This is a genomic window from Pleurocapsa sp. PCC 7319 (assembly GCF_000332195.1).
Classification (GTDB): Bacteria; Cyanobacteriota; Cyanobacteriia; order Cyanobacteriales; family Xenococcaceae; genus Waterburya.
Window position 1 is genome coordinate 1,037,181 of record NZ_KB235922.1, and the last position, 24,425, is coordinate 1,061,605.

Annotated in this window: 21 protein-coding genes; 7 read left to right on the plus strand and 14 right to left on the minus strand. The window is 39.9% G+C overall.

The genetic code is table 11. The features are described 5' to 3' along the window. Positions 1 to 62: 62 nt before the first annotated feature. Positions 63 to 1,238, plus strand: coding sequence for an RNA-guided endonuclease TnpB family protein (locus PLEUR7319_RS0108770; protein ID WP_019504847.1), 1,176 nt, complete (start codon positions 63 to 65; stop codon positions 1,236 to 1,238). A 31-nt stretch (positions 1,239 to 1,269) separates the two neighbouring features. On the opposite strand, the gene ispE is transcribed toward PLEUR7319_RS0108770, so the two are convergent. Next, a complete protein-coding gene (gene ispE / locus PLEUR7319_RS0108775) occupies positions 1,270 to 2,223 on the minus strand; it encodes a 4-(cytidine 5'-diphospho)-2-C-methyl-D-erythritol kinase (protein ID WP_019504848.1) in 954 nt (317 codons plus the stop codon). Between the two features lie 24 nt (positions 2,224 to 2,247). Between ispE and PLEUR7319_RS40575 the strand changes: the two genes are divergently transcribed. After that, positions 2,248 to 2,517 carry a hypothetical protein gene (locus tag PLEUR7319_RS40575; RefSeq protein ID WP_144054277.1) on the plus strand — a complete coding sequence of 90 codons (270 nt, stop codon included), beginning with the start codon at positions 2,248 to 2,250 and terminating at the stop codon, positions 2,515 to 2,517. 142 nt (positions 2,518 to 2,659) lie between these two features. On the opposite strand, the gene tkt is transcribed toward PLEUR7319_RS40575, so the two are convergent. From tkt to PLEUR7319_RS0108800, 5 genes are all read right to left on the minus strand, one after another. Continuing rightward, a complete protein-coding gene (tkt, locus tag PLEUR7319_RS0108780) occupies positions 2,660 to 4,687 on the minus strand; it encodes a transketolase (RefSeq protein ID WP_019504849.1) in 2,028 nt (675 codons plus the stop codon). A 454-nt stretch (positions 4,688 to 5,141) separates the two neighbouring features. Beyond that, the gene (fabF, locus tag PLEUR7319_RS0108785) at positions 5,142 to 6,392 is read right to left on the minus strand and encodes a beta-ketoacyl-ACP synthase II (RefSeq protein WP_019504850.1); all 1,251 of its coding nucleotides are present in this window, start codon (positions 6,390 to 6,392) and stop codon (positions 5,142 to 5,144) included. Between the two features lie 226 nt (positions 6,393 to 6,618). Beyond that, positions 6,619 to 6,867, minus strand: a complete 249-nt coding sequence (locus PLEUR7319_RS0108790; RefSeq protein ID WP_019504851.1) for an acyl carrier protein — start codon at positions 6,865 to 6,867, stop codon at positions 6,619 to 6,621. A gap of 331 nt (positions 6,868 to 7,198) precedes the next feature. Beyond that, positions 7,199 to 7,876 (minus strand): hypothetical protein, encoded by a 678-nt coding sequence (locus tag PLEUR7319_RS37935; RefSeq protein WP_019504852.1) that lies wholly within the window; start codon positions 7,874 to 7,876, stop codon positions 7,199 to 7,201. Between the two features lie 369 nt (positions 7,877 to 8,245). After that, positions 8,246 to 9,613: an NAD-dependent succinate-semialdehyde dehydrogenase gene (locus PLEUR7319_RS0108800; RefSeq protein WP_019504853.1), complete on the minus strand. Its 1,368-nt coding sequence runs from the start codon at positions 9,611 to 9,613 to the stop codon at positions 8,246 to 8,248. Positions 9,614 to 9,974: 361 nt separating this feature from the next. Between PLEUR7319_RS0108800 and PLEUR7319_RS0108805 the strand changes: the two genes are divergently transcribed. Continuing rightward, the gene (locus PLEUR7319_RS0108805) at positions 9,975 to 10,451 is read left to right on the plus strand and encodes a cupin domain-containing protein (protein WP_019504854.1); all 477 of its coding nucleotides are present in this window, start codon (positions 9,975 to 9,977) and stop codon (positions 10,449 to 10,451) included. Between the two features lie 136 nt (positions 10,452 to 10,587). Here the strand turns inward: PLEUR7319_RS0108805 and PLEUR7319_RS0108810 are convergent, their stop codons facing one another. The 6 genes from PLEUR7319_RS0108810 to rsmD form a co-directional block, all read right to left on the minus strand. After that, positions 10,588 to 11,868, minus strand: a complete 1,281-nt coding sequence (locus PLEUR7319_RS0108810) for a flotillin family protein (protein WP_019504855.1) — start codon at positions 11,866 to 11,868, stop codon at positions 10,588 to 10,590. 36 nt (positions 11,869 to 11,904) lie between these two features. Then, complete coding sequence (locus tag PLEUR7319_RS0108815) at positions 11,905 to 13,275, minus strand: flotillin family protein (protein ID WP_036799571.1); 1,371 nt, start codon at positions 13,273 to 13,275, stop codon at positions 11,905 to 11,907. Between the two features lie 52 nt (positions 13,276 to 13,327). Beyond that, positions 13,328 to 13,657 carry an NfeD family protein gene (locus PLEUR7319_RS0108820; protein WP_019504857.1) on the minus strand — a complete coding sequence of 110 codons (330 nt, stop codon included), beginning with the start codon at positions 13,655 to 13,657 and terminating at the stop codon, positions 13,328 to 13,330. A gap of 195 nt (positions 13,658 to 13,852) precedes the next feature. After that, positions 13,853 to 15,460 (minus strand): YcjF family protein, encoded by a 1,608-nt coding sequence (locus tag PLEUR7319_RS0108825; RefSeq protein ID WP_019504858.1) that lies wholly within the window; start codon positions 15,458 to 15,460, stop codon positions 13,853 to 13,855. Positions 15,461 to 15,654: 194 nt separating this feature from the next. After that, positions 15,655 to 16,665, minus strand: coding sequence for a glutathione S-transferase family protein (locus PLEUR7319_RS0108830; RefSeq protein WP_019504859.1), 1,011 nt, complete (start codon positions 16,663 to 16,665; stop codon positions 15,655 to 15,657). 25 nt (positions 16,666 to 16,690) lie between these two features. Further along, positions 16,691 to 17,230: a 16S rRNA (guanine(966)-N(2))-methyltransferase RsmD gene (gene rsmD / locus PLEUR7319_RS0108835; protein WP_019504860.1), complete on the minus strand. Its 540-nt coding sequence runs from the start codon at positions 17,228 to 17,230 to the stop codon at positions 16,691 to 16,693. A 246-nt stretch (positions 17,231 to 17,476) separates the two neighbouring features. Here rsmD and ftsH point away from each other — a divergent pair, with 246 nt between their 5' ends. The 3 genes from ftsH (at position 17,477) to PLEUR7319_RS0108850 (ending at position 21,841) form a co-directional block, all read left to right on the plus strand. Next, entirely contained in the window at positions 17,477 to 19,426 is a 1,950-nt protein-coding gene (ftsH, locus tag PLEUR7319_RS0108840) for an ATP-dependent zinc metalloprotease FtsH (protein ID WP_019504861.1), read from the plus strand. A gap of 163 nt (positions 19,427 to 19,589) precedes the next feature. Further along, on the plus strand, positions 19,590 to 21,197 hold the full coding sequence (locus tag PLEUR7319_RS0108845; protein ID WP_026102404.1) for a serine/threonine-protein kinase: 1,608 nt from the start codon (positions 19,590 to 19,592) through the stop codon (positions 21,195 to 21,197). Positions 21,198 to 21,259: 62 nt separating this feature from the next. Continuing rightward, positions 21,260 to 21,841 (plus strand): YqhA family protein, encoded by a 582-nt coding sequence (locus PLEUR7319_RS0108850; RefSeq protein WP_019504863.1) that lies wholly within the window; start codon positions 21,260 to 21,262, stop codon positions 21,839 to 21,841. 12 nt (positions 21,842 to 21,853) lie between these two features. Here PLEUR7319_RS0108850 and PLEUR7319_RS0108855 read toward each other — a convergent pair whose 3' ends face one another. After that, positions 21,854 to 22,345 (minus strand): cupin domain-containing protein, encoded by a 492-nt coding sequence (locus PLEUR7319_RS0108855; RefSeq protein WP_019504864.1) that lies wholly within the window; start codon positions 22,343 to 22,345, stop codon positions 21,854 to 21,856. 124 nt (positions 22,346 to 22,469) lie between these two features. Further along, the gene (locus tag PLEUR7319_RS0108860; protein ID WP_019504865.1) at positions 22,470 to 23,939 is read right to left on the minus strand and encodes an RNA-guided endonuclease TnpB family protein; all 1,470 of its coding nucleotides are present in this window, start codon (positions 23,937 to 23,939) and stop codon (positions 22,470 to 22,472) included. A 64-nt stretch (positions 23,940 to 24,003) separates the two neighbouring features. Here PLEUR7319_RS0108860 and tnpA point away from each other — a divergent pair, with 64 nt between their 5' ends. Further along, positions 24,004 to 24,423 carry an IS200/IS605 family transposase gene (tnpA, locus tag PLEUR7319_RS0108865; protein ID WP_019504866.1) on the plus strand — a complete coding sequence of 140 codons (420 nt, stop codon included), beginning with the start codon at positions 24,004 to 24,006 and terminating at the stop codon, positions 24,421 to 24,423. Positions 24,424 to 24,425 lie beyond the last annotated feature (2 nt).

The following is a 24,425-nucleotide window of genomic DNA, read 5'->3' on the forward strand; positions in this document are numbered from 1 at the left end:
AACAGTTAGCGACACATAGGCGTAATGTGTTATATTTTTATCAGATTCATTTTCTTCTGATAATGCTTAAAGCAGTAAAAGTGAGACTATATCCCAATAGCGAACAGAAACGGCACTTAGCACAAAGCTTTGGTTGCGCTCGTTGGTATTGGAACTATAGTCTTGCTCTTACTCAAAAAACATATCAAGAGACAGGAAAAGGTTTGAGTCGTGGTGCCATACAGTCGCTCTTACCAGGCTTGAAAAAAGAGTTTGAATGGCTAAGTGAACCCTATTCTCAGTGTCTTCAAGTAGTAGCACTTAATTTATCTAATGCTTTTATCAATTTTTTTGAGGGCAGAGGTAGATTTCCTCGGTTCAAAGCCAAAGGGAATAAGCAATCTATCAGCTATCCTCAGAATGTAAAAGTGCTAGATGGATACATCAAATTTCCTAAACTCAAATTAGTTGAAGCCAAGATATCTCAACCAATCGAGGGCATAGTCAAAACGGTGACGATATCTCAAGTGCCAAGTGGTAAATACTACGCCTCGATATTGGTTGATCATGAAATTGAAATTCCTCAAGCCAGTGACCAAGGTAAAGTTGTGGGTCTAGATGTGGGTATATCTGATATCTGTGTAACTAGCGATGGCTCTAAATATAACAATCCTCGCTGGTTCAAGAAGCATCAACAAAACCTGAAGCGTAAACAGCAAAAGTTAACTCGTAAACAACAAGATTCTCATAGAAGATATAAAGCCAAAAAACTAGCAGCAAAGGTATATGAAAAAGTAAGTAATTGTCGGTTAGATTTTCTCCACAAGCTATCACGTAGGATAGTTGACGAGAACCAAGTCATTGCGGTGGAAAATCTTAACGTCAAAGGCATGGTCAAAAATCCCAAGTTAGCATTAGCGATCAGCAATGTGGGTTGGGGAATGCTCAATACCATGCTCAAGTACAAGGCTGAATGGTCAGGAAAAATCTACATGCAAGTAGACAGGTTTTTTCCCAGCAGCAAGCTACATAATAAATGTCTATATCACATAGACAAACTTCCTCTCGATGTACGATATTGGGATTGTCCCAACTGCGGTATAAAGCACATAGATAGGGATGTCAACGCAGCTCAGAACATCAGAGACGAAGCACTACGATTATTAGCCTTGGGGCGCAAGGCTACTGCTCATGGAGGAATTGTCAGACTAGGGAGTGGACGTGAAAAATCTACGACTGAGCAAATTCTAAGGAAGTGAGAATCCACCTGTTCTAGCGACCGATAGGGAGCTAACTGGTGGAGTCGTCAATTTGAATACCATTACTAGATAGTCTTGTTACCCAAAAATTGAGTTGCGGGTCGGTGATTTGGTTTCTCACCTGCTGTTTGACAGCGATCGCTTTTGACTCTGATTCACACAACGCAAATACAGTAGGGCCAGAACCAGACATCATTGTCCCTAATACGTTTTGCTTGGCAAAAGCTGATTTTAATTCTGCCACCTGAGGATATTCGGGTAAAACTACTTTTTCTAAATCGTTAGATAGTAGTTTGCCAATTTCCTCAATATTTTTTTGCGCAATAGAACTAACTATTGGGCTAGAGTGTAATTCAGCAGTACGAGACTTAATTCCCGCGCGATCAGAAATATAAGATTGACCATATTTCTGGCGATAGGTTTTGTATGCCCAGGGAGTAGAAACACTGGTATTGTCATATTTAGCTAAAATCAGCCACATATTATCTAAATCTTTCAGAGCATCTAATTTTTCTCCTCTGCCAGTAGCGATCGCTGTACCTCCAGAGATACAAAAGGGGATATCGGAGCCTAATTTAGCGGCTAAATCTTGTAATTCAGGTTGAGTTAGCCCCAGCTCCCACATCAGATTAATTCCTACTAAAACTGCTGCTGCATTACTAGAACCGCCAGCCAATCCAGCAGCCACAGGAATATTTTTCTTGATTTTGATATTTACTCCACCGTAGTTAGCATAAAGATCGGGAAAAGTGTCGCACATTAACTTAGCTGCACGATAGGCAAGGTTACTCTCATCAGTAGGTACTTGAGGATGAGTACAGTAAATATAGATGTCTTGAGTATCGCTGGGTTTGATATCTATCCGATCTGCTAGTTCAATACTTTGCAGAATCATCACTAACTCGTGAAACCCATCAGGGCGATCGCCAATAATCTCAAGATATAGATTGATTTTCGCTGGTGCAACTAAGGAATAGGAGTGCATAACATCTTAAACAATTTATCCATCGTGAATACTATAGCCGTACAAAGTTGTATTAGGACAAGTTTATTTGATTGCTCGTCAGTAAAGGTGCGACCCCGCGTTATGCGGAGCGGTTCAGCAGTTCGTTGGCGGGGTACGATGCGGCCATACGCCTGGCCTTTGTCCCGCTTAAAGAAACTGCTGAACCCTTTAGGGTATCCTTTAGGGCGACGTAAGGCGTTTACCCAGGAGCGTTATCTGGGCAAGGGAATGCGCGACCGAAGGAAGTCCTTTAGGGCACCTCCCGAAGGGTGAGTAATAAGTGTCCTAATGTAAGAGTAGTACTATTACTATTGAAAAAAGCCCTGTAATAAGACAGGGCTGCACAATTAACTACGATTGATTATTCTGTTGATTGGAGTTTGTTCTAAATCAAAGAATAAATTCAAGAAAAGAATTAACCGATTAATTCTTTAGCTTTGGCAACTACATTATCAACATTAAAGCCAAATTCTGCCAGGCAAGTTCCGCCAGGAGCCGAGGCACCAAAAGTTTCGATACCAACAGATCCACCATCAGCACCGACATATCTTGACCAACCAAAATTTGTACCAGCTTCTACAGACAGGCGTTTGGCAGCAACTTTAGGTAATACAGAATCTCGGTAAGCTGCATCTTGAGATTCAAATAGCTCCCAAGAAGGCAGAGAAACTACTCGTACTTTCTTACCTTCAGCAATTAGTTTTTTGGCAGCACCAGCACAAAGCTGAAGTTCGCTACCAGTACCAATCAAGATTAGATCGAGTTCTTCAGGAGCAAAACCACAGGAAAGAACATAACCGCCTTTGGTAGTGTTTTCTAAAGAACTTCCTTCCAAGTTAGGTACTCCCTGACGAGAAAATGCCATTAAAGTTGGTTTACTTTGTTTGGAATTTTCAATCGCAACTTTATAGGCTCCAGAAACCTCATTACCATCCGCAGGACGAATTACAGTTAGATTAGGAATAGCTCTCAAAGAAGCCAAAGTTTCAATTGGTTGGTGAGTTGGACCATCTTCCCCTTGTCCGATGGAGTCGTGAGTCATGACCCAAATTGCTCCGACCTCAGAAAGAGCAGATAGACGAATAGCAGCCCTCATGTAATCAGTGAAGATCAGGAAGGTTGCACCGTAAGGAATCAAACCCGAACCATGTAAAAATATTCCGTTGCATATCGCGCCCATACCATGTTCACGGACACCAAAGTGAACGTTACGGTTTTGGTGTGCACCTTTTTGGAAGTCACCAAAGCCTTTAAGCTCAGTAAGGTTAGAGTGAGTTAAATCCGCAGAACCACCAATTAATTCAGTAACTACAGGAGCTAATTTATTGAGACAAGCTTCAGAATATTTACGGGTTGCTAAAGCTTTATCTTCAGGGGTGTAGGTAGGTAATACTTTGTCCCAGCCATCAGGTAATTTACCACTAATGAAACGCTCAAATTCTGCTGCTTCTTTAGGATATTTAGATTTGTAGCTAGCTAAAATTTGATTCCATTCTTGTTCATAGCCATCACCACGTTCAACTGCTTTACCCATATAATCAATAGCTTCCTGAGGAACTTCAAAAGGCTCATAAGTCCAGCCTAAGTTCTCACGGGTTAGCTTGATTTCATCTGCACCTAAGGCAGAACCATGAATACCAGCAGTATCCTGTTTATTGGGTGCACCATAGCCGATGGTAGTTGTTACCTTAATCATGGTAGGTTTGTCGGTGACAGACTTCGCTTGTTCAATTGCTTTAGCTATGGCATCAAGGTCAGTATTGCCATTTTCTACATGAAGTACATGCCAACCATAAGACTCAAATCTCTTGGATACATCTTCGGTAAAGGCTACATCAGTTGAACCATCAATAGAAATATGGTTATCGTCATAAAGTGCGATTAATTTACCTAATCCTTGGTGTCCAGCGAAAGAACAGGCTTCACCAGAAATGCCTTCCATGTTGCAACCGTCACCTAAAATTACGTAGGTGTAATGATCGACAAGTTTAGTATCCGGTTTATTAAATTTAGCAGCCAAATGCGCTTCTGCTAGAGCCAAACCAACACCATTAGCAATACCTTGACCTAGAGGACCAGTAGTAACCTCCACCCCAGCAGTCATAAAATTTTCGGGATGCCCAGGAGTAGCGGACTTCCACTGACGAAATTGTTTAATATCTTCAATTGTTACACTGTCATATCCGGCAAGATACAGTAGAGCATACTGTAGCATTGAACCATGACCAGCAGAGAGAACAAAGCGATCGCGATTAAACCATTTGGGGTTTTTGGGATTGTAGCGCATGAACTTATCCCAAAGCACGAAAGCCATGGGAGCAGCACCCATAGGCAATCCTGGATGCCCAGATTTAGCTTTTTCTATTGCTTCTATTGCTAAAAAACGAATTGAATTAATACAAAGTTCTTCAACTGATTTACTTGATTGGGTGGCGACTACCATATTCGTTATATAAATGAACTACGATAAAACAAAATTAGAGCTAGCTCATTGCACCTCTAAATATAAGGAGCAAAAGTCTTTGATACTTAATCTTAAAAAAGTTGCATCAGGTCTTTTACCTATATTCTCATCCCAAAGGAACGGCTAGCAAGTTCTACCATTCCTATTTTGGTATGTAATTTCCTAATGATCATAATTTAATGATGTTTCAGACCTGTCGGGAAATCCCCTTTGTAAGCTACTATAAGCAGCTGAAACCATATACACTGTAATGGTTTTAAGTTTTGTAACAAGAAAAATCTTGAATAAGAGACTCTGCAAGTCTTCTGAGCAATTTAGGTTTTTATTTTCAGCTAAGATTAATTGTTGACCAAGTACTAAAAAATTTCAATTCTATTTCTTGATTGTAATCGAACAATTTTTGAGAATCTAGAATTTATAAACAATTAGTCAATTAGCTATATTTTTTAAAAGCTAAAGTAACATTATGACCACCAAAACCAAAAGAGTTAGATAAGGCAACATTTACTTGATGTTCACGGCTAGTATTTGGTATGTAGTCTAAGTCACATTCAGGGTCGGGATTAGCTAAATTGATTGTTGGTGGAACTCGATCATTGGCGATCGCCATTATTGTCGCCACAGCTTCAATTCCGCCTGAGCCTCCCAGCAAATGACCAGTCATGGATTTGGTCGAACTAATGACAACTTCTTCAGCACTTTTGCCTAAAGCTTTTTTAATCGCCTTAGTTTCATTGGAATCATTGGCAGGAGTACTTGTTCCGTGAGCATTGATGTAATCTACTTGTTCAGGAGTAAGATTGGCATCGAGAAGAGCTAATTCAATTGCTCTAGCTGCTCCTTGTCCTCCTGGTACGGGAGAAGTCATATGGTAAGCATCACAAGTCATCCCATAACCGACTATTTCGCCATAAATTTTAGCTCCGCGAGCCTTGGCATGCTCTAACTCTTCTAAAAACAGAATGCCAGACCCCTCTCCCATAACAAACCCGTCGCGATCGCGATCAAAAGGTCGGCTGGCATGGGCTGGATCATCATTACGAGTAGATAATGCTTTAGCTGAACAAAAGCCAGCAACCGAAAAAGGGGTGACTGCTGCTTCGGCACCACCACAAATCATTGCTGTGGCGTAACCTCTTTGAATGAGACGAAATGCATCTCCGATAGCGTGAGAACCTGCTGCACAGGCCGTCACAGTACAAGAATTTGGACCTTTAGCCCCTGTATGGATTGCCGTCAAACCTGCTGCCATATTGGCGATCATCATGGGAATGGTAAAAGGACTGACTTTCCTGGGACCTTTGGTAATTAAATTCTTGTTTTGGTCTTCTAAGACCTTGATACCACCTACCCCACTTCCAATTAGAACTCCTACTCGGTCGGCATTAAGATCGTCAATCACAAAATTAGCATCAGCGAGCGCTTGTTTACTAGCTGATACTCCAAATTGAGCAAAGCGATCCATACGCTTAGCATCTTTTTTATCTAGATAGTTATGGGGGTCAAAATCTTTGACCTCAGCAGCAATTTGACAGGCATGTTTAGAGGCATCAAATAGAGTAATGGGACCAACTCCATTATGTCCCTGCAATAGACCATTCCAATATTCTGTTAAATTATTGCCAATGGGCGTAATCGCACCCAAGCCTGTAATTACGACTCGTTTATTCTGCCAGTTTGTCATCTTTGCTCTCTAACTCTCTAAATACTTTTTCTATAGCCAGTATTTTATTTTTGTGAGGCTGCTGTTTAGCTTGATCCCCCTACATACTATCTCTTGGCTAATGCAGGGTGATTAATACAGAATTTTGTATGTTTGGGAAAGAGCAATCAGGCTTCACTATATTGTAAGCCAGCACTTAGCAGCCATCGTCAAACCTAATAAATTTAATTATTATGAAATGAATAAACTAGGCAGCTGCTCCTGTTTCAGAACTGATATGTTCTACCGCTTTTCCTACTGTATCAATCTGTTCGGCTGCCTCATCAGGAATTTCAATATCAAACTCTTCTTCTAAAGCCATAACCAATTCCACCGTATCTAGTGAATCTGCACCCAAATCATTGGCGAAGCTAGCTTCAGGTGTAACTCGATCTGCCTCAACTTCTAGTTGCTCGACAACAATATTTTTAACCTTGTCAAAAATTTCTTGATTCATTGATTTTCTCTCGCTAAATAACCCGTTTTAACACAATACAAATATAAATTTATAATTCAGGAAAACTCGGCGGGCTTTACCATTTCCCAAATCAACACTGGCTTAAGTTTTAAGCAGCAATTCTCATCTTATCTGAAAGAGGGACAAAGTAGAATTAATTATAATTCTATAATTTACTTTGCTTATCCTTTAATTATTTGAATATAATCTTTGTCCTAAAATTGTAAAGCGAAAGACAAAGACGGAAGGATACTTTTAGCAAGATAATTCTTCCGTCTACTATGCTTTAAAAAAAGTTTTGATCTTAATTTTAAGAATCTAGTATTAGCATCTAACCCCTGCGAGTTCTAGTTTTACTAGCCATGTCTTTAAATTTGTTTAGGCTAGGACCTGGACGGCGACGATACTTGGTAATCGTGGGCATCAAATTATCGGTGGCAAAAGTTTGCCCTGCTTGGCTATTTGAGTTATTCTCGCCACTACTATTGTTGCTCTTATACATTGCAGCAACCCAAAATGGAGGTTCATAAGAAGAAGCACCAGAACTTTTAAGTGCAGCTGCAGATGGAGCTGCGGTTTCTTTTTGAGAGTCTTTGGCAGCTTTTTTACTGCTTCCTTTCTTGCTCTTGCCAGATGGAGCTTTAGCAGCTTTTTTCTCTGACCGTGATTCTTTCTCAGTAGCTGACTGTAATTTTTCTTGAGCCTCATCTATCACCTGCTCACCAGTTTCAACTGCTTCTTTTACAGGCTGAGAATCAGCTACTTCTGCTGCTTTATCTTGTGCTGCATCAGTTACTTCTGCTGCTTTATCTTGTGCTGCATCAGTTACTTCTGCTGCTTTATCTTGCACTGCATCAGCTACTTCTGCTGCTTTATCTTGCACTGCATCAGCTACTTCTGCTGCTTTATCTTGCACTGCATCCACTACTTCCGATGCTTTATCTTGTACTGCATCTAATTCCAGGTAGTATTTTTTATCAGACTTGAACAGTTTTTTGAGCATTTGCATGATTTTTAAGTTAACTCCTAAAAATGAAACTAAGGTATCTGAGCAGATGAAAATTACTATTGATAGCCTTTCTTGATGAAGAAAATCTAATAACTCACAATTTTAGTAATATATTTTCTTGGCTAAAGTTTCACTGTGATTACATTCTATTTCGCAGAAATTAGAGTAAATCTGGCTATCTCTAATTTAACTAGCCATTCAGTTCAGTTAAGAACCAGAAAAATGCACGAAACAAAAGAAACTTATTTGCTATTCTTAAATCAAGCCAGAAAATTAAAGCTATCGCAATCATACTTTACAAAAATTAATTATAATTGCGAGCTATAGACTAATTACAGCCAAAATCAATGAAGTTATATTAATTTAATTTCATTTAATCCAGACGGTTTTGATATTGACAAATTCATGAATTCCTTGACTACTCAATTCACGACCGTAACCCGATCGCTTAATTCCACCAAAAGGCAATCGAGGATCTGATTTGACCATACCATTAATGAATACTGCTCCCGCTTCAATTTCAGAAATTAAACGTTCTTTTTCAGCAGGATTATTAGTCCAGGCACTCGCACCCAAGCCGAAGGGAATATCATTTGCCAGAGCGATCGCTCGATCAATATCCGGGACACGAAACAACATCGCCACCGGTCCAAAAAATTCTTCCTTGGCGATCGCAGAATCTGGGGAAATATTGGTCAAAATAGTAGGTGGATAGAAGTTCCCAGGACGATCTGTCATGGACTCTCCTCCAATTAACACCTTGGCACCCTGTTTAACTGCTGATTGTACCTGATGGTCTAAGTCGGAGCGAATTGTCTCAGTTGCTAAAGGTCCAATATCTGTTCCCTCCTCCATTGGATCGCCAATAGTCAAAGCTTTAAACTTACTAAGTAATTGAGACTCAAACTTATCTGCAATACTATCGGCAACAATAAAACGTTTTGCCGCTATACAAGACTGCCCATTATTAAGCATTCGTGCTTTAATGCCCGTGGTCACCGCCTCTTCAATGTCAGCACTTTCTAGGACAATAAAAGGATCGCTTCCCCCTAGTTCCAAAACTACTTTTTTGATTTGTTGTCCCGCAGCCGAAGCTAAAGCTGCTCCTGCCGGCTCACTTCCGGTCAGAGTAGCTGCTTTCACGCGGTCATCTTCGACAATTGATTTAACTTGACTTGCTCCAATTAATAGAGTTTGAAATACTCTGGGAGGAAAACCAGCCCGAGAGATAATTTCCTCGATCGCCAAGGCACACTGAGGCACATTAGAAGCGTGTTTGAGAATGCCTACATTACCAGCCATTAATGCGGGAGCAGCAAAGCGAAATACCTGCCAGAAGGGAAAATTCCAGGGCATTACCGCCAAGATGACTCCGAGAGGTTGATAAGCGATATAGCTATGACTAGCATCACTTTCAATGACAACATCTGCCAGAAATTCTGGGGCTTTCTCGGCGTAGAAACGGCAGACTAAAGCGCATTTTTTCGCTTCAGCGATCGCACTCGCTAACGGTTTCCCCATTTCCGTAGTCATGATCTGGGCAAACTTAAGGTGATCTTGTTCTAAAATATCTGCTGCTTGCTTAAGCCATTGGCTTCGTTGAGCAAAAGTTGTTTGACGATACTGTTCAAAAGCCGATTGTGCCAGAGATAGTTTAGTTTCTATTTCAGTATCAGTTAGAGGAGTGAAAGTTTTAAGGGTTTCTCCTGTTGCCGGATTAATAGTTGCGATCGCCATGATTAACATTTCCTCCCGAGCTATATATACTAGGCTAGCTTGCCGCTTATAGACGATGGCTATTCTTATAGAAAATGTAATTATTGTCGAGGATAAAGGAGTTACGTTACTAAATGTTTTCACCCCCTGAGACTAAAAACTAAAAACTAAAAACTTCAGATAAACTTTAGAGCTTATAGCTAAAGGCTTAGAGCTTATAGCTGTTAAAATCACAATATCGCTCTAAAATTCAGTTATTACAATCACTATGAATAACGATTTAATACCTTTTTTAGTAGGAGTTTGCTTCCTGATTATCTATTTGATTTTTTCTGCCGCCACGGAAATGGGAACAAAATTACCCTGGAAAAAATAACAAGTTATGAACTACATCATACGCAGTAATGAAATCGAGGCAATGGAAGGTTTAGCCAAGACCCATTTCCTGAATGAGAATGCCAAAAGGACGAACAAGTCACTTGGGGATGTGGTTGGCTTAAAAAACTTGGGTTTCCATATCATTGAGGTCTTTCCTGGATACGAATCCACAGAGTATCATGTACATCATTTTGAGGAAGAATGCGTATACGTTCTTTCTGGTACTGCTACGGTAACAATTGATGAGGCTAATTACGAGGTACGCGCTGGTGATTTTATTGGCTATCCTGCTGGTGGTTTGCCTCACACAATGAAAAATACAGGCTCTGAAATCCTACGTTGCATTGTTGTTGGTCAAAGGCTTCAGCACGACGTCGCTGATTATCCGAGGCTGGGCAAAAGACTTTACCGTTACGGTCAATCAAATGATCTGGTCGATATTAGCGATATTTCTCATCCCACTGTTGGTAGGAAAATTTGACTTGTCAAATAGCTATCAGCTATCAGAAGCTATGTACGAAAGACTGATTGTAAGGACTGACAACAGTTTGATCTCACGAAAATATTATTTGTCTAAGATATTTCCCAAATTGATATTAAAAGGCATTATCCATTGCTTACAGTTCATCCACTTCAGTTGCCTCTAGTTTTTTTATGGGTTTAACCGCACCATTACCAGCCAAATTCTGGGCAACTTCTGCCACATCAACTCCAGTGGTTTGGCGTAACTGTTCGACAAAAGAAGCAATTTGAGTAGCTTTACTACCGTCTTTGCCATCAACTACAGTCAGACTTTCTACCTGCACATCGGGAACACCCGCCGCCATCATTTTCATTAGGGTTTCTAATTTTTGGAACAGAAAAATATCTTTGGCGTTGGCTCCTGCTGCTTTCCAAGACTCCGCTAAACGTTGTGTCCCTTCGGCTTGGGCTTTCCCATCCTCAATAATACTAGCTGCATCCCCTTTCGCTTTGGCGATCGCCTGTTTGCATTGGGCTTCGGCTGGGGCAACTACATCAGCTTGTAACTGTTGTTTTACTTGTTTAATGCGTTCAGTTTGAACGGCAACTTCAGCTTCGGCTTTTGCCACTTCAGCGACAACTTCCGCTTCAGCTTCTGCGACTAAGGCTTCTCGTTTGGTTATGGCATCACGGATTCTTTTTTCCGCTTCGGCTTTGGCAATTTCTAGATCTCGAGTAATTTGTCTGAGGGAAGTAGCTTTTTTATTCTCCGAGTCTTTAATTGTAGATTCTGCTTTGGCTGAAGCCTCGGCTATACGAGCATCTCGTAACAGTTCTGCTTGCTGTTGTCGTCCGATAGAGTCTAAATAGTGAACTTCATCAGAAATATTTTGGATTTGCAGATTATCCAAGACTAATCCTAGTTTTTCCAGGTCGTCTTCTGCTTCGTCCAATAAACTTTTAGCAAAGGCAATCTTGTCTTCGTTAACTTGTTCGGGAGTTAAGCTAGCTAGTACCCCCCGCAGATTTCCTTCTAGAGTTTGTTTCGCTAACATCTCAATTTGTTGACGACTTTTTCCCAGTAACCTTTCGATCGCATTATGAATAGTTGGTTCTTCCCCAGCAATTTTGATATTGGCTACCCCTTCTACCGTTAAAGGAATACCTCCCTTACTGTAGGCGTTGGCTACTTTTAACTCAATGATCATGTTGGTCAAATCCATGCGAAAGGCTTGTTCAATTAAAGGCATCCTGATACTGCTACCTCCTTTGACTAAGCGATAACCCACTTCTTTCCCATCATGACTTCGAGTTTTTGTGCCTGCAAAAATCAAGATTTCACTGGGTTGGCAAATATAGTAAAGATTGCGAATCATAAACCAGCCCGCACCCGTACCCAATCCAAAAATTCCTAATAAAGTTGCAATAATTTCCATTGTCTTAATTACTGATTACTGATTACTGATTACTGATTACTGATTACTGATTGTTTTTCCAGTATCTTTAGCTTGAGGATTAAGAGTACCAATTACATCTATTCCCAAAGTGTCATTAACACTATTGAGGAATTGGGCAACAATTTCGGGATAGACATTAACCAAGCTGGCAAGAGATTTTCCATCACCATTGTCAATCACATTTACTTTGTCTAATTTCAGTCTTTCGGGAATGGCTACAGCCTCTTCTAGCACTGTTTCTAACTGTTGAATTAAGAATAATTCCTTAGCATCTTTACCAGTTGACTGCCATACTTCCCCCAGCATCTCGTTGACTAAAGCTGCTGCTTCAGCATTTTCTTTTAGTGCTGCGGCTTCTCCCTTGGCTAATAATCCTTTAGCCACCTGCTCGGCTTCGGCAGGTAAAACTTGTTCCGCTTCTAAACGCAATCTTTCTAATTGCGCCCGAACTGTTTGTAACTGTTGTTGTGCCTTAGCTGTAGCTTCTAGGGCTGCGGCGGTAGTTCGTTCTTCTTCTGAGCGCGCTTTTTGTTCTAATTCGGCAGTAATTTTCCGTAGTTCGTTTTCTTGATCTTGAATCACAATCCGATCTTGGGTAATGGCAACTGCAGTTTCTTCTTCACACTTAGCTTCAATTTGTTCTGCTTCACTCAGGGCATTAGATTCTGCAATCTCAGCATTTTTAATCACTAAAGCAATTTGTCTACGCCCCAGAGAATTAAGATAGTCTACGTTATCTGAGATGGTTTGAATTTTGAGAATATCTAACTGTAAACCTAGCTTGTTTAAATCACGACTGACATCAGACGCAATCCGCTGCGAAAATTGCAGACGGTTTTCGTTTAATTCTTCTGGAGTAAGGGTAGCTACTACGCCCCGTAAATTACCTTCGAGGGTTTCCCTGGCGACGCGAATAATCTCTTTGCGATCTTGATCTAGAAAACGTTCGATCGCATTGCCCACAACTTGGGGATTGCTAGAAATTTTCACATTGGCGATCGCCTGAATATCTAAGGGGGTTCCACCTTTAGCATAGGCATTAGTTACTTTTACCGTTACTGGCATAGTAGTAACATCAATACGTTTAATGGTTTCCAGGATGGGGATGCGAATACCTCTCCCCCCAGCCAAAACCCGATAGCCGACCTCTTGTCCTCCTTTGGTTTTGCGTTTTCTTCCCGAAAGTATTACTACTTCATTGGGTTTGCAGACACATAAGAAGGAATTGAGAAACCAAATTAAAAGTATGGTGCCAAATATTCCTAAAGAAATGGGCAGAAAAGTATATAACAGGCTATTAGCATTATTGTCCTGTCTAACTTGAGGAATTTGGGCGATCAGAGTTTCTTGAACGTTTATAGTGGTTAGATTATTGTGTATTTCCATAATTACTTTCCTGAAATGCTTAATTAACTGTTCCATAATGTTTCCCCGTCGGTTACTGGGTATCGTGTCTTGCTACCCAAACCTTGTTCCCTTGCATTTGAATAATCAAAACGCGATCACCGACCTGAAATCCTTGTCGATCATCGGTGAGGGCAACCAAATCTACCATTGTTCCCTTAACTTCGACTCGTACCTTCCCCTTACTATCGGCATCAAATGGAAGTTCGACGATGCCACAAAGACCTACTAAATCTTCTGGCTTCATGAGGCTATCAATAATTTCTCGCCGTCGCCAAAAATAAATAAACCAGACAATTAATGCACCAACAAAAATCCCAATGGCGATCGATATACCTGCAATAGTTAAAATTAAATAATTCATTGGCTTCAATAGCCTCGAAGATTTCTGATCCTAGCTAATACATTCGATCTTAAACTTTGAATTGAAATACTGGTACGTATTTAAAGTATTTTTTAAGACACTCATATTACTTGGTTTAACGTCAGTTAGACGAGTTGCGTAGGAGGATGAATAACTATAGGGAAAAGGGAACAAGTCCATCAAACTGACGTTAAATTACCAATCATCTTCTAGTTGTGCAGCCATTTCTTCGACAACTTCTCTTTCCTCTAGTTCTTCTAGTTCCTCTAATTCTTCATCTCCCCAGGCTTCAGACAGAGGTTGAACCACTTTGGAAATGGCATCTTGTACAAAGGATTTAACAAATTCATCTCGCCGACTGAGTTGAAACTGTTGCTGCACAACTTCAGTTATGCCCCCATCTCCCCAATCTAAATTATGTTTAAAATATTCAACGAAACTTTTACCAGCTATGCGAGTTAAATAGGCAGCAGAAACTGCTTGGATTACCTTACCGACAACATAAGTTGCCAGATTGAATTGCAGAGCTTTGGCAAGGATATCTACCGCACCTTTAACTATCCCTAAACTAACTAAAGTTTTACCCAGAGATAAGGCTAATTCTTTGCCTCGTTCCAAATCAAGTTCTACCCCATAAATCTTACCGATTTCAATTACCATTTGGGCATTTACTGCTGCTGTAGCTAACATATCAACCACTGGTACTGGGGTAACAGCAATTACACCTGCACCAATCCATTGATAACGATCAATTACTTTATCGGATTCTCTGCGTCGCTGAATCTCAATAATTTTGCGGGCTTCTTCACCTAGACGGTGAGATTGCAAGAGAATATTATCGGCAATTAAATCTTCTCCTTCTGCCCTCAGTACTGCCACTAGTCTTTTAATTAAAGGTAAAATTTCGACGGTGGGTTCAATGATCTCTCCACTAGGTAACTGAACTGGTTGCGGGTTAGCAGAAATTGCCGTTACGTCGCTAGGAGGAATGAAGGTTTTAACTCTCTCTTTGAGTCTCCCTAGAATTATGTCTCGATCTTCGTCAGTATAGAGATCAATTTTATTAAAGACCAATAGCGATCGCTTGCCAATCTCAGCCAAAGTTTTCAAGGGTTCATACTCTGACTGTCTTAGATCATTATCTACCGTGAATACTAGTAAATCTGCTTCTGTAGCCAGTTTACGGGCTATTTCTCCTCGTTCTGTCCCTGCTATTCCTGCTTCTAAGATCCCAGGTGTATCAATAATTAAAATTTCTCTTCCTACTCCCTTAAGTTTGAGGCTATAGGTTTCTCCTTGAGTAGTTGTCCCCATGATGGGGTTGACTTCGCCGACGATCTCCCCAATCAAAGCATTAACTAAAGAGGTTTTTCCTGCCGATCCTGTACCAAAGATAACTACCTTGACTTCCCCGCGCTGTAAATCTGCCTCAATCTGCTGCGATCTATTTAGTAGAGCTTTTTGAGCGATTGTATCTTGTATCTGTCCAACTTGTTTTCTTAAAGCCTTCAGATTTTGAGCTGCTACTTGAGTTTTTTCTTCGGGAACTCTGACGTTACCAACTCGGCGTTTACGTCGTTTACTTCTAGGTTTTTTACCAGTGTATTTATTGACATAGTAAATATATCCTCCCATTATTGCCCCAATTAAGGTAATTACCAATAGCAGCAGTAAATTAGCCAAAATAGGTGCAGTAAAGGAGATCTGCATATAGAGGTGAGACAAAGATGTCACCAACCAGATCGATAGTCCGAGAATAATACTCAGACCAAGAAACAAAGCTACCAGTCGTAACAGAGGCATGAGACAGTTATCAGAACTCAGGTAATTTACTCATATTAACGATTTTGACTAAATTTCACCTAAGACCAATAGCTATTTAGCGATTGGCGGGTGAGCAAAATTTACGGTAGCAAAAATTTTAATTGCCGTTACTCGTTACTTTTTACTCGTTACTTAAAGCGTCTCTATTATTTAACTCCCACACCTTTTTTCGTTCACCCGCGATTGGCTATTAATTCATCTCGATTATGGGGCTGTAAAAGATTAGTAATATCTGGTCCTAAGGGAATAATGCCTCCTGGATTTAAGGGGAATAAATTGCCGTAATAATCTCGTTTAACACTTTCTAAATCACAAGTATCCGCAACTCCTGGGAGCTGATATAAATCTTGTAGATAAGCTCCTAGGTGATCGTAATCTTGGATACGACGACGATTGCATTTAAACAACCCGTAATAGACGATATCGAAGCGGAAGAGAGTAGTAAACAGACGCACATCTGCTAAAGTAGGGTGATCGCCACATAGATAACGACTTGTTTTTAAGACCCCATCAATCTCATCGAGGGTGGTAAAGAGTTCATTACAAGCTTGATCATAGGCTGCCTGAGTTTGCGCAAAACCGCAACGATAAACTCCATTATTTACTGTGTGATAGATTTTTTCGTTCCACTGGTCTATTTTTTCTTTTAGGGACTCTGGATAGAGTTCAAAATCGGCATATTGAGCATATTGATTAAATTCCGAGTTGAGCATTTCGATAATCTCGGCACTTTCATTATTAACGATGGTATTAGTCTGGCTATCCCATAAAATTGGCACTGTGGAACGTCCTTGATAGTTTGATTGGGAGAGCTGATATAGTTCGGGTACTGTTTGGCAACCCATTTCAGGCTCAGATAAGACCCAAATTCCCGCATCGGGGGAAGGATAAACAATTGATACGGCGATCGCCTCTTGTAAGCCTTTCAAAGCTCTAGTGACTAAAGTACGGTGCGCCCAAGGGCAACCCAGACCAACATATAAACGGTAGCGGTTGGCATCTGGTTGATAAGGGTTATCTGTTGCCGAACTAATGAAATTTCTGAACTGACTTGAGGGACGAATATACTCTCCTTTCTGATTACGTGGTGCCAGTTGCGACATCATAATTTGCCACATTGTTGTCCAGACAAATTTACCCAGTTTAATAATCAACTTTCCTGGTAGGGACTTGTTTTTAGCCATCAGCTTAATCGTTAATTGTCAGTTGTTAGGAGGTTAACGCGTAAAAACTTAGAGTGGTATTGCCATAAGATTTAGTGCGATATATTTCCAATCCAGATACTTCTTTAGCTTGCCAGAGTTGAGGATTGTGTTCAACTGCGATCGCCCCTTCGGTGGTGACTAATTTTAAGGCGGCGATCGCTTTTAAAACGGGTAAATATAAATAACTATCGTAAGGAGGATCAAAATAAATCCAATCAAACTGTTGTCCTGCGAGACTTTTGAGCTTAACTAATACATCTCCTTGTAATACTTGGCAAGACTGTTCTGATTGGACTATTCGTTGCCAATTTTGCTCAATCATTTGGCAAGCCTTACCATATTTTTCTATTCCCACTACTTTCCTAGCCCCTCGACATAGAGCTTCTGCTCCCATGGAACCATTTCCCGCACACAAATCTAACCAAGAACTGCCCTCAATTTGCTCGCGCCAGATATTAAATAAAGCCTCTCGAACTCTGGCAGAAGTAGGACGTGTCCTCTGCCCGGGAATTGTTTTTAATTGTCGATTGCCATAAATTCTCATGATTTTTTTATAAACTGCTCACTAAAAGGGTGCCGATTACTTTCTCATTATTGTAAAATTCCTTAATATAATTAGAGTGTAGACAAAGTTAAGCATTTTTTGGCAATAAACTCTTGCACTACAAAAATATCAATTGAAAATAGAAATAGATTAACCAGCAATTTAATCTATCAAAAACAAAAGTTTTTTAGTTAGGCTGGTGTTAATATCAAAAAATTTATATATGTACCTAGTAAATATATAACTATGAAAAAAAGTTGTCAGACTAAATCAGAAAAGGGATTGAATCTTATTCCTATGTCTCGGTTAAATAATCGTCGGCTAAGCCCAAAAAGAGTTACTTCAATAGGTCGATTAGCTGCTGGATGGATGATTCTCCAAACCTTTTTCCTGGCAACCCCCACCTTAGCTCAGCAAAAGCCCAAAAATGAGCTTAGCTATAGCCAGTTTTTAGAAAAGTTAGAAAAAGATCAAGTCACAAAAGTAGAAGTTGACGAAACCACTAACAAAGCCAGCGTAATTCTGAAAGGTCAATCTAAAGAAGATCCCCCAAAAGAGGTGGTTCTTTTTGAGCAAAATCAGGATCTATTTCCCAAAATACGCGAAAAAAACGTTGATTTTAGTATTAAAACGTCTATTGATCGCTCCCAAACCGTAGGCGTGTTGCTCAACTTGCTAATCTTCTTTATCCTGTTGTCAGGGCTGATTATGATTGTGCGTCGCTCTGCCAATGCTTCAGGTCAAGCTTTAAGCTTTGGTCGCTCCAAAGCCAAGTTTCAAATGGAGGCCAATACGGGAATTCAATTTGATGATGTGGCGGGTATCGAAGAAGCCAAGGAAGAATTACAAGAAGTTGTGACTTTCCTCAAAGAGCCAGAAAAATTCACTGCTATAGGCGCGAAAATTCCCCGGGGAGTACTCTTAGTTGGTCCTCCAGGAACAGGCAAAACTTTACTGGCTAAGGCGATCGCTGGAGAAGCGGCAGTTCCATTTTTTAGTATTTCAGGTTCAGAATTTGTCGAAATGTTTGTCGGTGTGGGCGCATCTCGTGTCCGTGATTTATTTAAGAAAGCCAAGGAAAATGCCCCCTGCCTAGTATTTATCGATGAGATTGATGCCGTTGGTCGCCAGAGAGGTACAGGTATAGGTGGAGGCAACGATGAGCGAGAACAGACTTTAAACCAGTTATTAACCGAAATGGATGGCTTTGAAGGAAACAGTGGCATTATTGTTATCGCTGCGACTAATCGTCCTGATGTCTTAGATCAGGCTTTATTGCGTCCTGGTCGTTTTGATCGTCAGGTAATAGTAGATTATCCTGATTTACAAGGCAGATTAGGTATTTTAGAAGTTCATGCCCGCGGCAAGAAAATTGATTCCGAAGTATCTTTAGAAGCGATCGCTCGACGTACTCCTGGGTTTAGTGGCGCAGATTTAGCTAATCTCCTCAACGAGGCTGCGATCCTCACTGCAAGAAGACATAAAGAAGCTGTCACTATGCAAGAAGTTAATGATGCTGTAGATCGCATTGTGGCAGGAATGGAGGGTATTCCCTTAGTAGATAGCAAGGCCAAAAAACTAACTGCTTATCACGAAATTGGTCATGCGATCGTTGCCACTATGACTCCTAATCACGATCCTGTAGAAAAAGTCACCATCATTCCTAGGGGAGGTGCAGGAGGGTTGACTTGGTTTACTCCAGATGAAGAAATGGGGTTAGAAACCAAATCGAAAATCTTAGCTAAAATCACGTCTGCTTTGGGAGGTAGGGCAGCTGAGGAAATTGTATTTGGTCAGGACGAAATAACTCAAGGAGCTGGTCAAGATATTCAAGTGCTAACTTCCTTGGCCAGAAAAATGGTAACTAAATTTGGGATGTCCGATTTAGGTCCCTTAGCCTTAGAAGGTCAGGAACAACCAGTATTTCTTGGTGGCGATTCCAGTAATAGAAATAAATATTCCGAAGAAGTTGCATCTCAGATTGATGTTCGTATCAGGAATATTGCCTTAGATTGCTATGAAAAAGCTAAAAATATTATTAGTGAAAATCGTTTAGCGGTAGATCGGATTGTCGACATTTTAATTGACAAGGAAACTATTGAAGGTGAGGAATTCCGCCAACTCCTAGCCAAGTTTTCGCCAGTTTATGGGGCTGAACAAAAAACTGATAAGATTCATAGCCTTTTAAAAAAATAGGTATTGTTAACTCGTCTCTAGCAACTGATTTCAGAAAATTTAGGATATGCTGGTGGAAACATAGATAGGATTAAATTCTTATAAACAAGAAAGATCCGCTATGGAGGGTGTCCGCTCTTAATAAAAATATAATTTGTCAGACAGAGTCTCATAGGTACTTTGAATGAGCTATTGCCTAAATCCATCCTGTCCTAAACCTGTTAATCACCCCAAAGCAAAATTATGTAAAGCTTGTGGGTCAAAACTTCTGTTGCATGGTCGCTATCATCTAGTAAAAGGTCTTGGCAAAGGCGGTTTCGGTGCAACTTTTTTAGCAGCCGATCTTGCTCTACCTGGAAAACCGTTATGTGTTATTAAACAGTTACGGCCTAATACAGATAATCCCAATTTTTTGTCGATGGCCAGAGAACTATTTGAGCGAGAAGCGAAGACTTTGGGACGAGTTGGAAATCATCCACAAATACCAAGACTATTGGACTATTTTGAAGATCGAAAGCAATTTTATTTAATCCAAGAATTTGTTAAGGGTAATAATCTCCAGCAAGAAGTAAAAAAACAGGGTGTATTCAACGAAGAAAAAGCTAGGCAAGTTCTGAAAGAAGTATTGGTTATCTTAAGAGATATTCATGCTCAGAAAGTAATTCACCGAGATATCAAACCCGCTAATATTATTCGTCGCGAAATAGATGATAAGTTGGTTCTGATTGACTTCGGAGTGGTCAAAAATCAAGTCAATAGCGTTGGAGCAGGGGGGTCAAATCAAACAGCTTTGACTGCTTTTGCCGTGGGTACCCCAGGTTTTGCTCCTCCTGAGCAACTAGCAATGCGTCCCGTTTATGCTAGTGATGTTTATGCGTTGGGGGTTACTTGTATGTATCTGATGACAGGAAAAGCTCCAAAAAATATGGATTGCGATCCCATAACGGGAGAAATTGATTGGTTTAAAAACCTTACTGTTAGCGATAGTTTTGCTGAAATAGTAACCACTATGTTAGAGGTTGCAGTTAAAAGTCGTTTTAAAACCGCCAACGAAGCTTTGCAGGCATTAGAAATGGAAAATCATGTTGATAGCCTGTCTGAAAGTATGCTGAGTTACTCTAGTAACGAGGATAAAAATTCTCATACCTCAGTCGCAACTAATAGAAGCAGTGCCTACTCTCCCCGCCGAAATACATCACCTGCATCTCAAATAGAAAATAGAATGTCTCGTCGTACTAGCAGTAGAAGTGCCTCTACCTCCAGATATTCTCGAAATAGTTCCAGAAATATCAATCCAAGAACTAATGTTGGCAATACCTCGATAAAATCGAAAAGTAATCCTCAAACTACTCAAAAACCAGTAAAAATGTTGGCTGCAGACGTTTTGAAAGCGTATGCAAATGGTAGAAAAGACTTTGGACTAAAAGATCTTAGTATGCAAGATCTGCAAAAAGCAGATTTATCAGAATCTAAATTTAACCGTTCTAAGTTAATCAGAACCAACTTACAGGGAGCAGATTTAACTGCCAGCAATTTTACTGATTCTGATATTCGTCAAGCAATGTTTCGCAATGCTAATTTAAGCAGAGCTTTTTTTAATTCTTCTAATCTTGAAGGAGCTGATTTACGTGGCGCAGACCTCAGCTTTGCCAATTTCAAAAATATCAAATTTAAAGGTGCTAATCTTTGTGGTGCCAATCTCAGTAATACTAACTTGACCCAAGAACAATTAGAGGAAACAAAAACGAATTGGATGACAATTATGCCCACTGGGAAAAGAGGATTTTGGTAAATACAGAAAGTGTAACTAAAACTTAATTTACTTTATCATTAATAAAATCTAGAATTTAATTAATGAATAAAAAAAATGTTACAAGACTCCAAAAAATCGAGTCAATTTTTGAAACAGTTATTTGGAACTTTCGATTTTTTATCTTAGCTCCAGTTATCTTCAGTTTACTCAGTGCTTTGCGCTTCATTATTATTGGCACCTTAGATATTTGGTCTGGTCTCATTTTGGGATTTGATCCGCAAGAGGCTGGAAGGGCAACAACTTTAAAGATAGTTTCTTATCTTATTGGCGGTGTAGATTATTATTTAATTGGCATTGTTTTATTTATTTTTGCCTTTGGTATATATGAATTATTCATCTCAGAAATCAACATTAGGCGTAAAAATAATTCTAGTATTTTGCAGAGTCACACCTTAGAAGAACTCAAAGTTAAATTAGTAAATGTAATTGTAGTGGCTCTAATTGTTAGTTTATTTAAGCAGATGCTTAACTTAGATGTTCAACAAGTAAGCGATGTAATTTATATTGCATCAGCAATTCTACTCATTTCGATTAGTCAATACTTGCTACACTTAAATTATAATAGTCCCAAGAATCAACAGACAATAATCAAGAATAATCATCATGATTCTTCCGATCTTTAGAAAATACCAATTTTAATTTTTGATATTTTCTAGTGGGGCAAAACTTTTAGCATTTGACGTATCATAGATTTCTATATTTTCGCCACGACGAAGCATTCGCTTACCTAGACGAGGAAAGTCCGCAATCTCAAAATTAAGATTTTCTCCACCCATTAGATAAACTAACTCTTCGTTAAAAGGATTGCGTAGATGATGTGCTACAGATGGTGTGGGAAATCCCATAAAATCTCCTGCACCGACTTCAAATTCCTCACCGTCAATTTCCGCAATCCCTCGACCTGAAATAATATAAATCCACTCTTCTTCTCGGTCGTGAGAATGATAGATAAAAGATTCTTTGCTAGATGGGATTTTGGCAAGACTTACACCTACCCTTTGTAGCCCTGTCAAACGACTTATTTGAGTTCCATGAATGGATGAGTTAGGATTCCAGGGGTGAGAGAAACTAACTTCTTGTTCGGCTATTTCATTAGCCCGTAAAAGATAAGGGGATTTCTCAGTCATATCAATATTTACGCTTCCTCGCTATTTATTATTATGCCAATTCTGGAAAATAGCTGAAGAAACCGACAGGCTACTGACAATAAACACAAAAAAAGGCGTTGTGCCCATTGTAAACGCCTATGAACTACCCCAACTTTGCTGACGCGGAAGTTGGGGTTTCCAACTCCTCGGCACTAAGTCGAGATTTTTGACGTTTCATCTGCCCAAGTTGCTTCATCGAGCCAGTATGCTTGCGCTTACTAGTCAAGGAAGTAGAGCTTAGACATCCACTGTCTAAGAGATGCGTCCCACACCCCTGTTGCTGGTTTGTAGCAACATTATACATGACAAGAACAGAACCCTTGTCACGTTCAATTTCAAAAGTACAGTTATCACAAACATGATAGCGATTAGACAAGTCAGCCCAGTTCTTATGCACAATTCCGCATTTTGGGCAGCGTTGACTAGGTTTGACTCTTCGCGTGTTTAATTGAAGTAGCAAACCGCCTTTGGCTTCAATTTTGTAAGCAATCATTTGGTTAAGAGTGCTGAAGCCAACAGAAAGAATAGACTTATTAAGTCCTGCTTTCTGTTTTTTTCGTTTGCCACCTTGTCTTGGTGCGCGTTCCCTAGCGTCGTGAGACGACGCGGGGTCGCACCGCTTTTTTGCCCTTCGGACGGGCGTGGAATAAGCTGCTTGCGAAGCAGCATTTCCGCCCGCTTTGCGTGTCAAGCCTTTGGTATTTAGCTTTTCAGTTACCCCGATGTCATGACGACTTGCTATATCTGAGGTAATTTTATGCTGCCAATCAGCACGTTGCAATGCCACTTTGCGCTGTAATTTTGATACTCGTCTTCGCGCTTTTTTCCAACGATTAGAGGCTTTTATACCTTTCTTTCTATTTGGTGCGCGTTTTCTTCTGAGTTTTTTTGATTCTTGCTTGACTTTCTCTTCTGCTACTTGAGTAAAACGAGGATTAGATATTTCTTCAAACTTTATACCATCAAAGCAAGTGATAGCAGTAGCAGTACCCAAATCAAAAGCAACTATTGACTCATATTTCAAATCTGAAACAGAACCAAACTTTGCCTCTTTGACTGAAACATTACAAGTAAAACTAGCAAACCACTGTTTTTTACGTGGCTTATAAACAATGGTTAACGTAGTTGGAGTACACCAAGATTTTGCTTGTCCTCTCATTTTTAGGGTTATGCCTAAATCATTAAGAGTAACTGTGCCATGTTTACCATTAGTAGACGTTTTCCATCCAGATTTAGAACTGTACGTCCAGCCTGAATAATTTCTAATTGACTTGAAATTAGGTAAACCCCTCAGTCCTTTAAAGAAAGAATTATAGGCTAAATCAACCCGTTTTACTGTTGACTGTAAAGCTTGAGAATGAAGATGAGCAAATTCTACCCATTCTTTTTTGAATGCTGGTAAACAATTTTGCTGTTGGAAATAGTCAACAGTTTTTTGATTTTTCTTCCACTCAAAACGGCGATGAGCGATACAGGCATTATAGAGATACCCATGAAGACGACGAGCAGCAAACAATTCTCTTTCTTGAGTTTTGTTTGGGTACAGCCGAAATGTGTATCTTCTTAGTGCCATCTGTGATTTAATAGATTTACTGTTTCAGTCGATAAGATAAATCATATCATAATCAGTCGATGTCATGTCAACTAAGCTAAGAAAAGCTTCACACTCTATTTTTTCTATTCACTTGCATGTTATTTTTGTGACTAAATATCGTCGCAAAGTTTTGACTAGGGCAATGATTGAGGATGCCAAAAAAGTATTTCAAAGAATTCTAGAATCTAACTACTCAATTTTGTCTAACTGTGAAGGCGAAGCTGACCATTTGCACTTGCTTATTGACTTGCATCCAAATAACAATATTTCTAATTTGGTATCCTCTCTCAAATCGGCGAGTAGCAGAATTTTGAGAAAAAAATATTCTCAGGAAATAGCTCAACACTACTGGGGCAAAAATGCTAAGTTGTGGCATGACTCAAAGTGCATTATTTCTTGTGGAGGCGTACCATTAGAAGTCATCAAACAGTATATTGATAATCAGTCAGGTGGAAAAGAATAGGT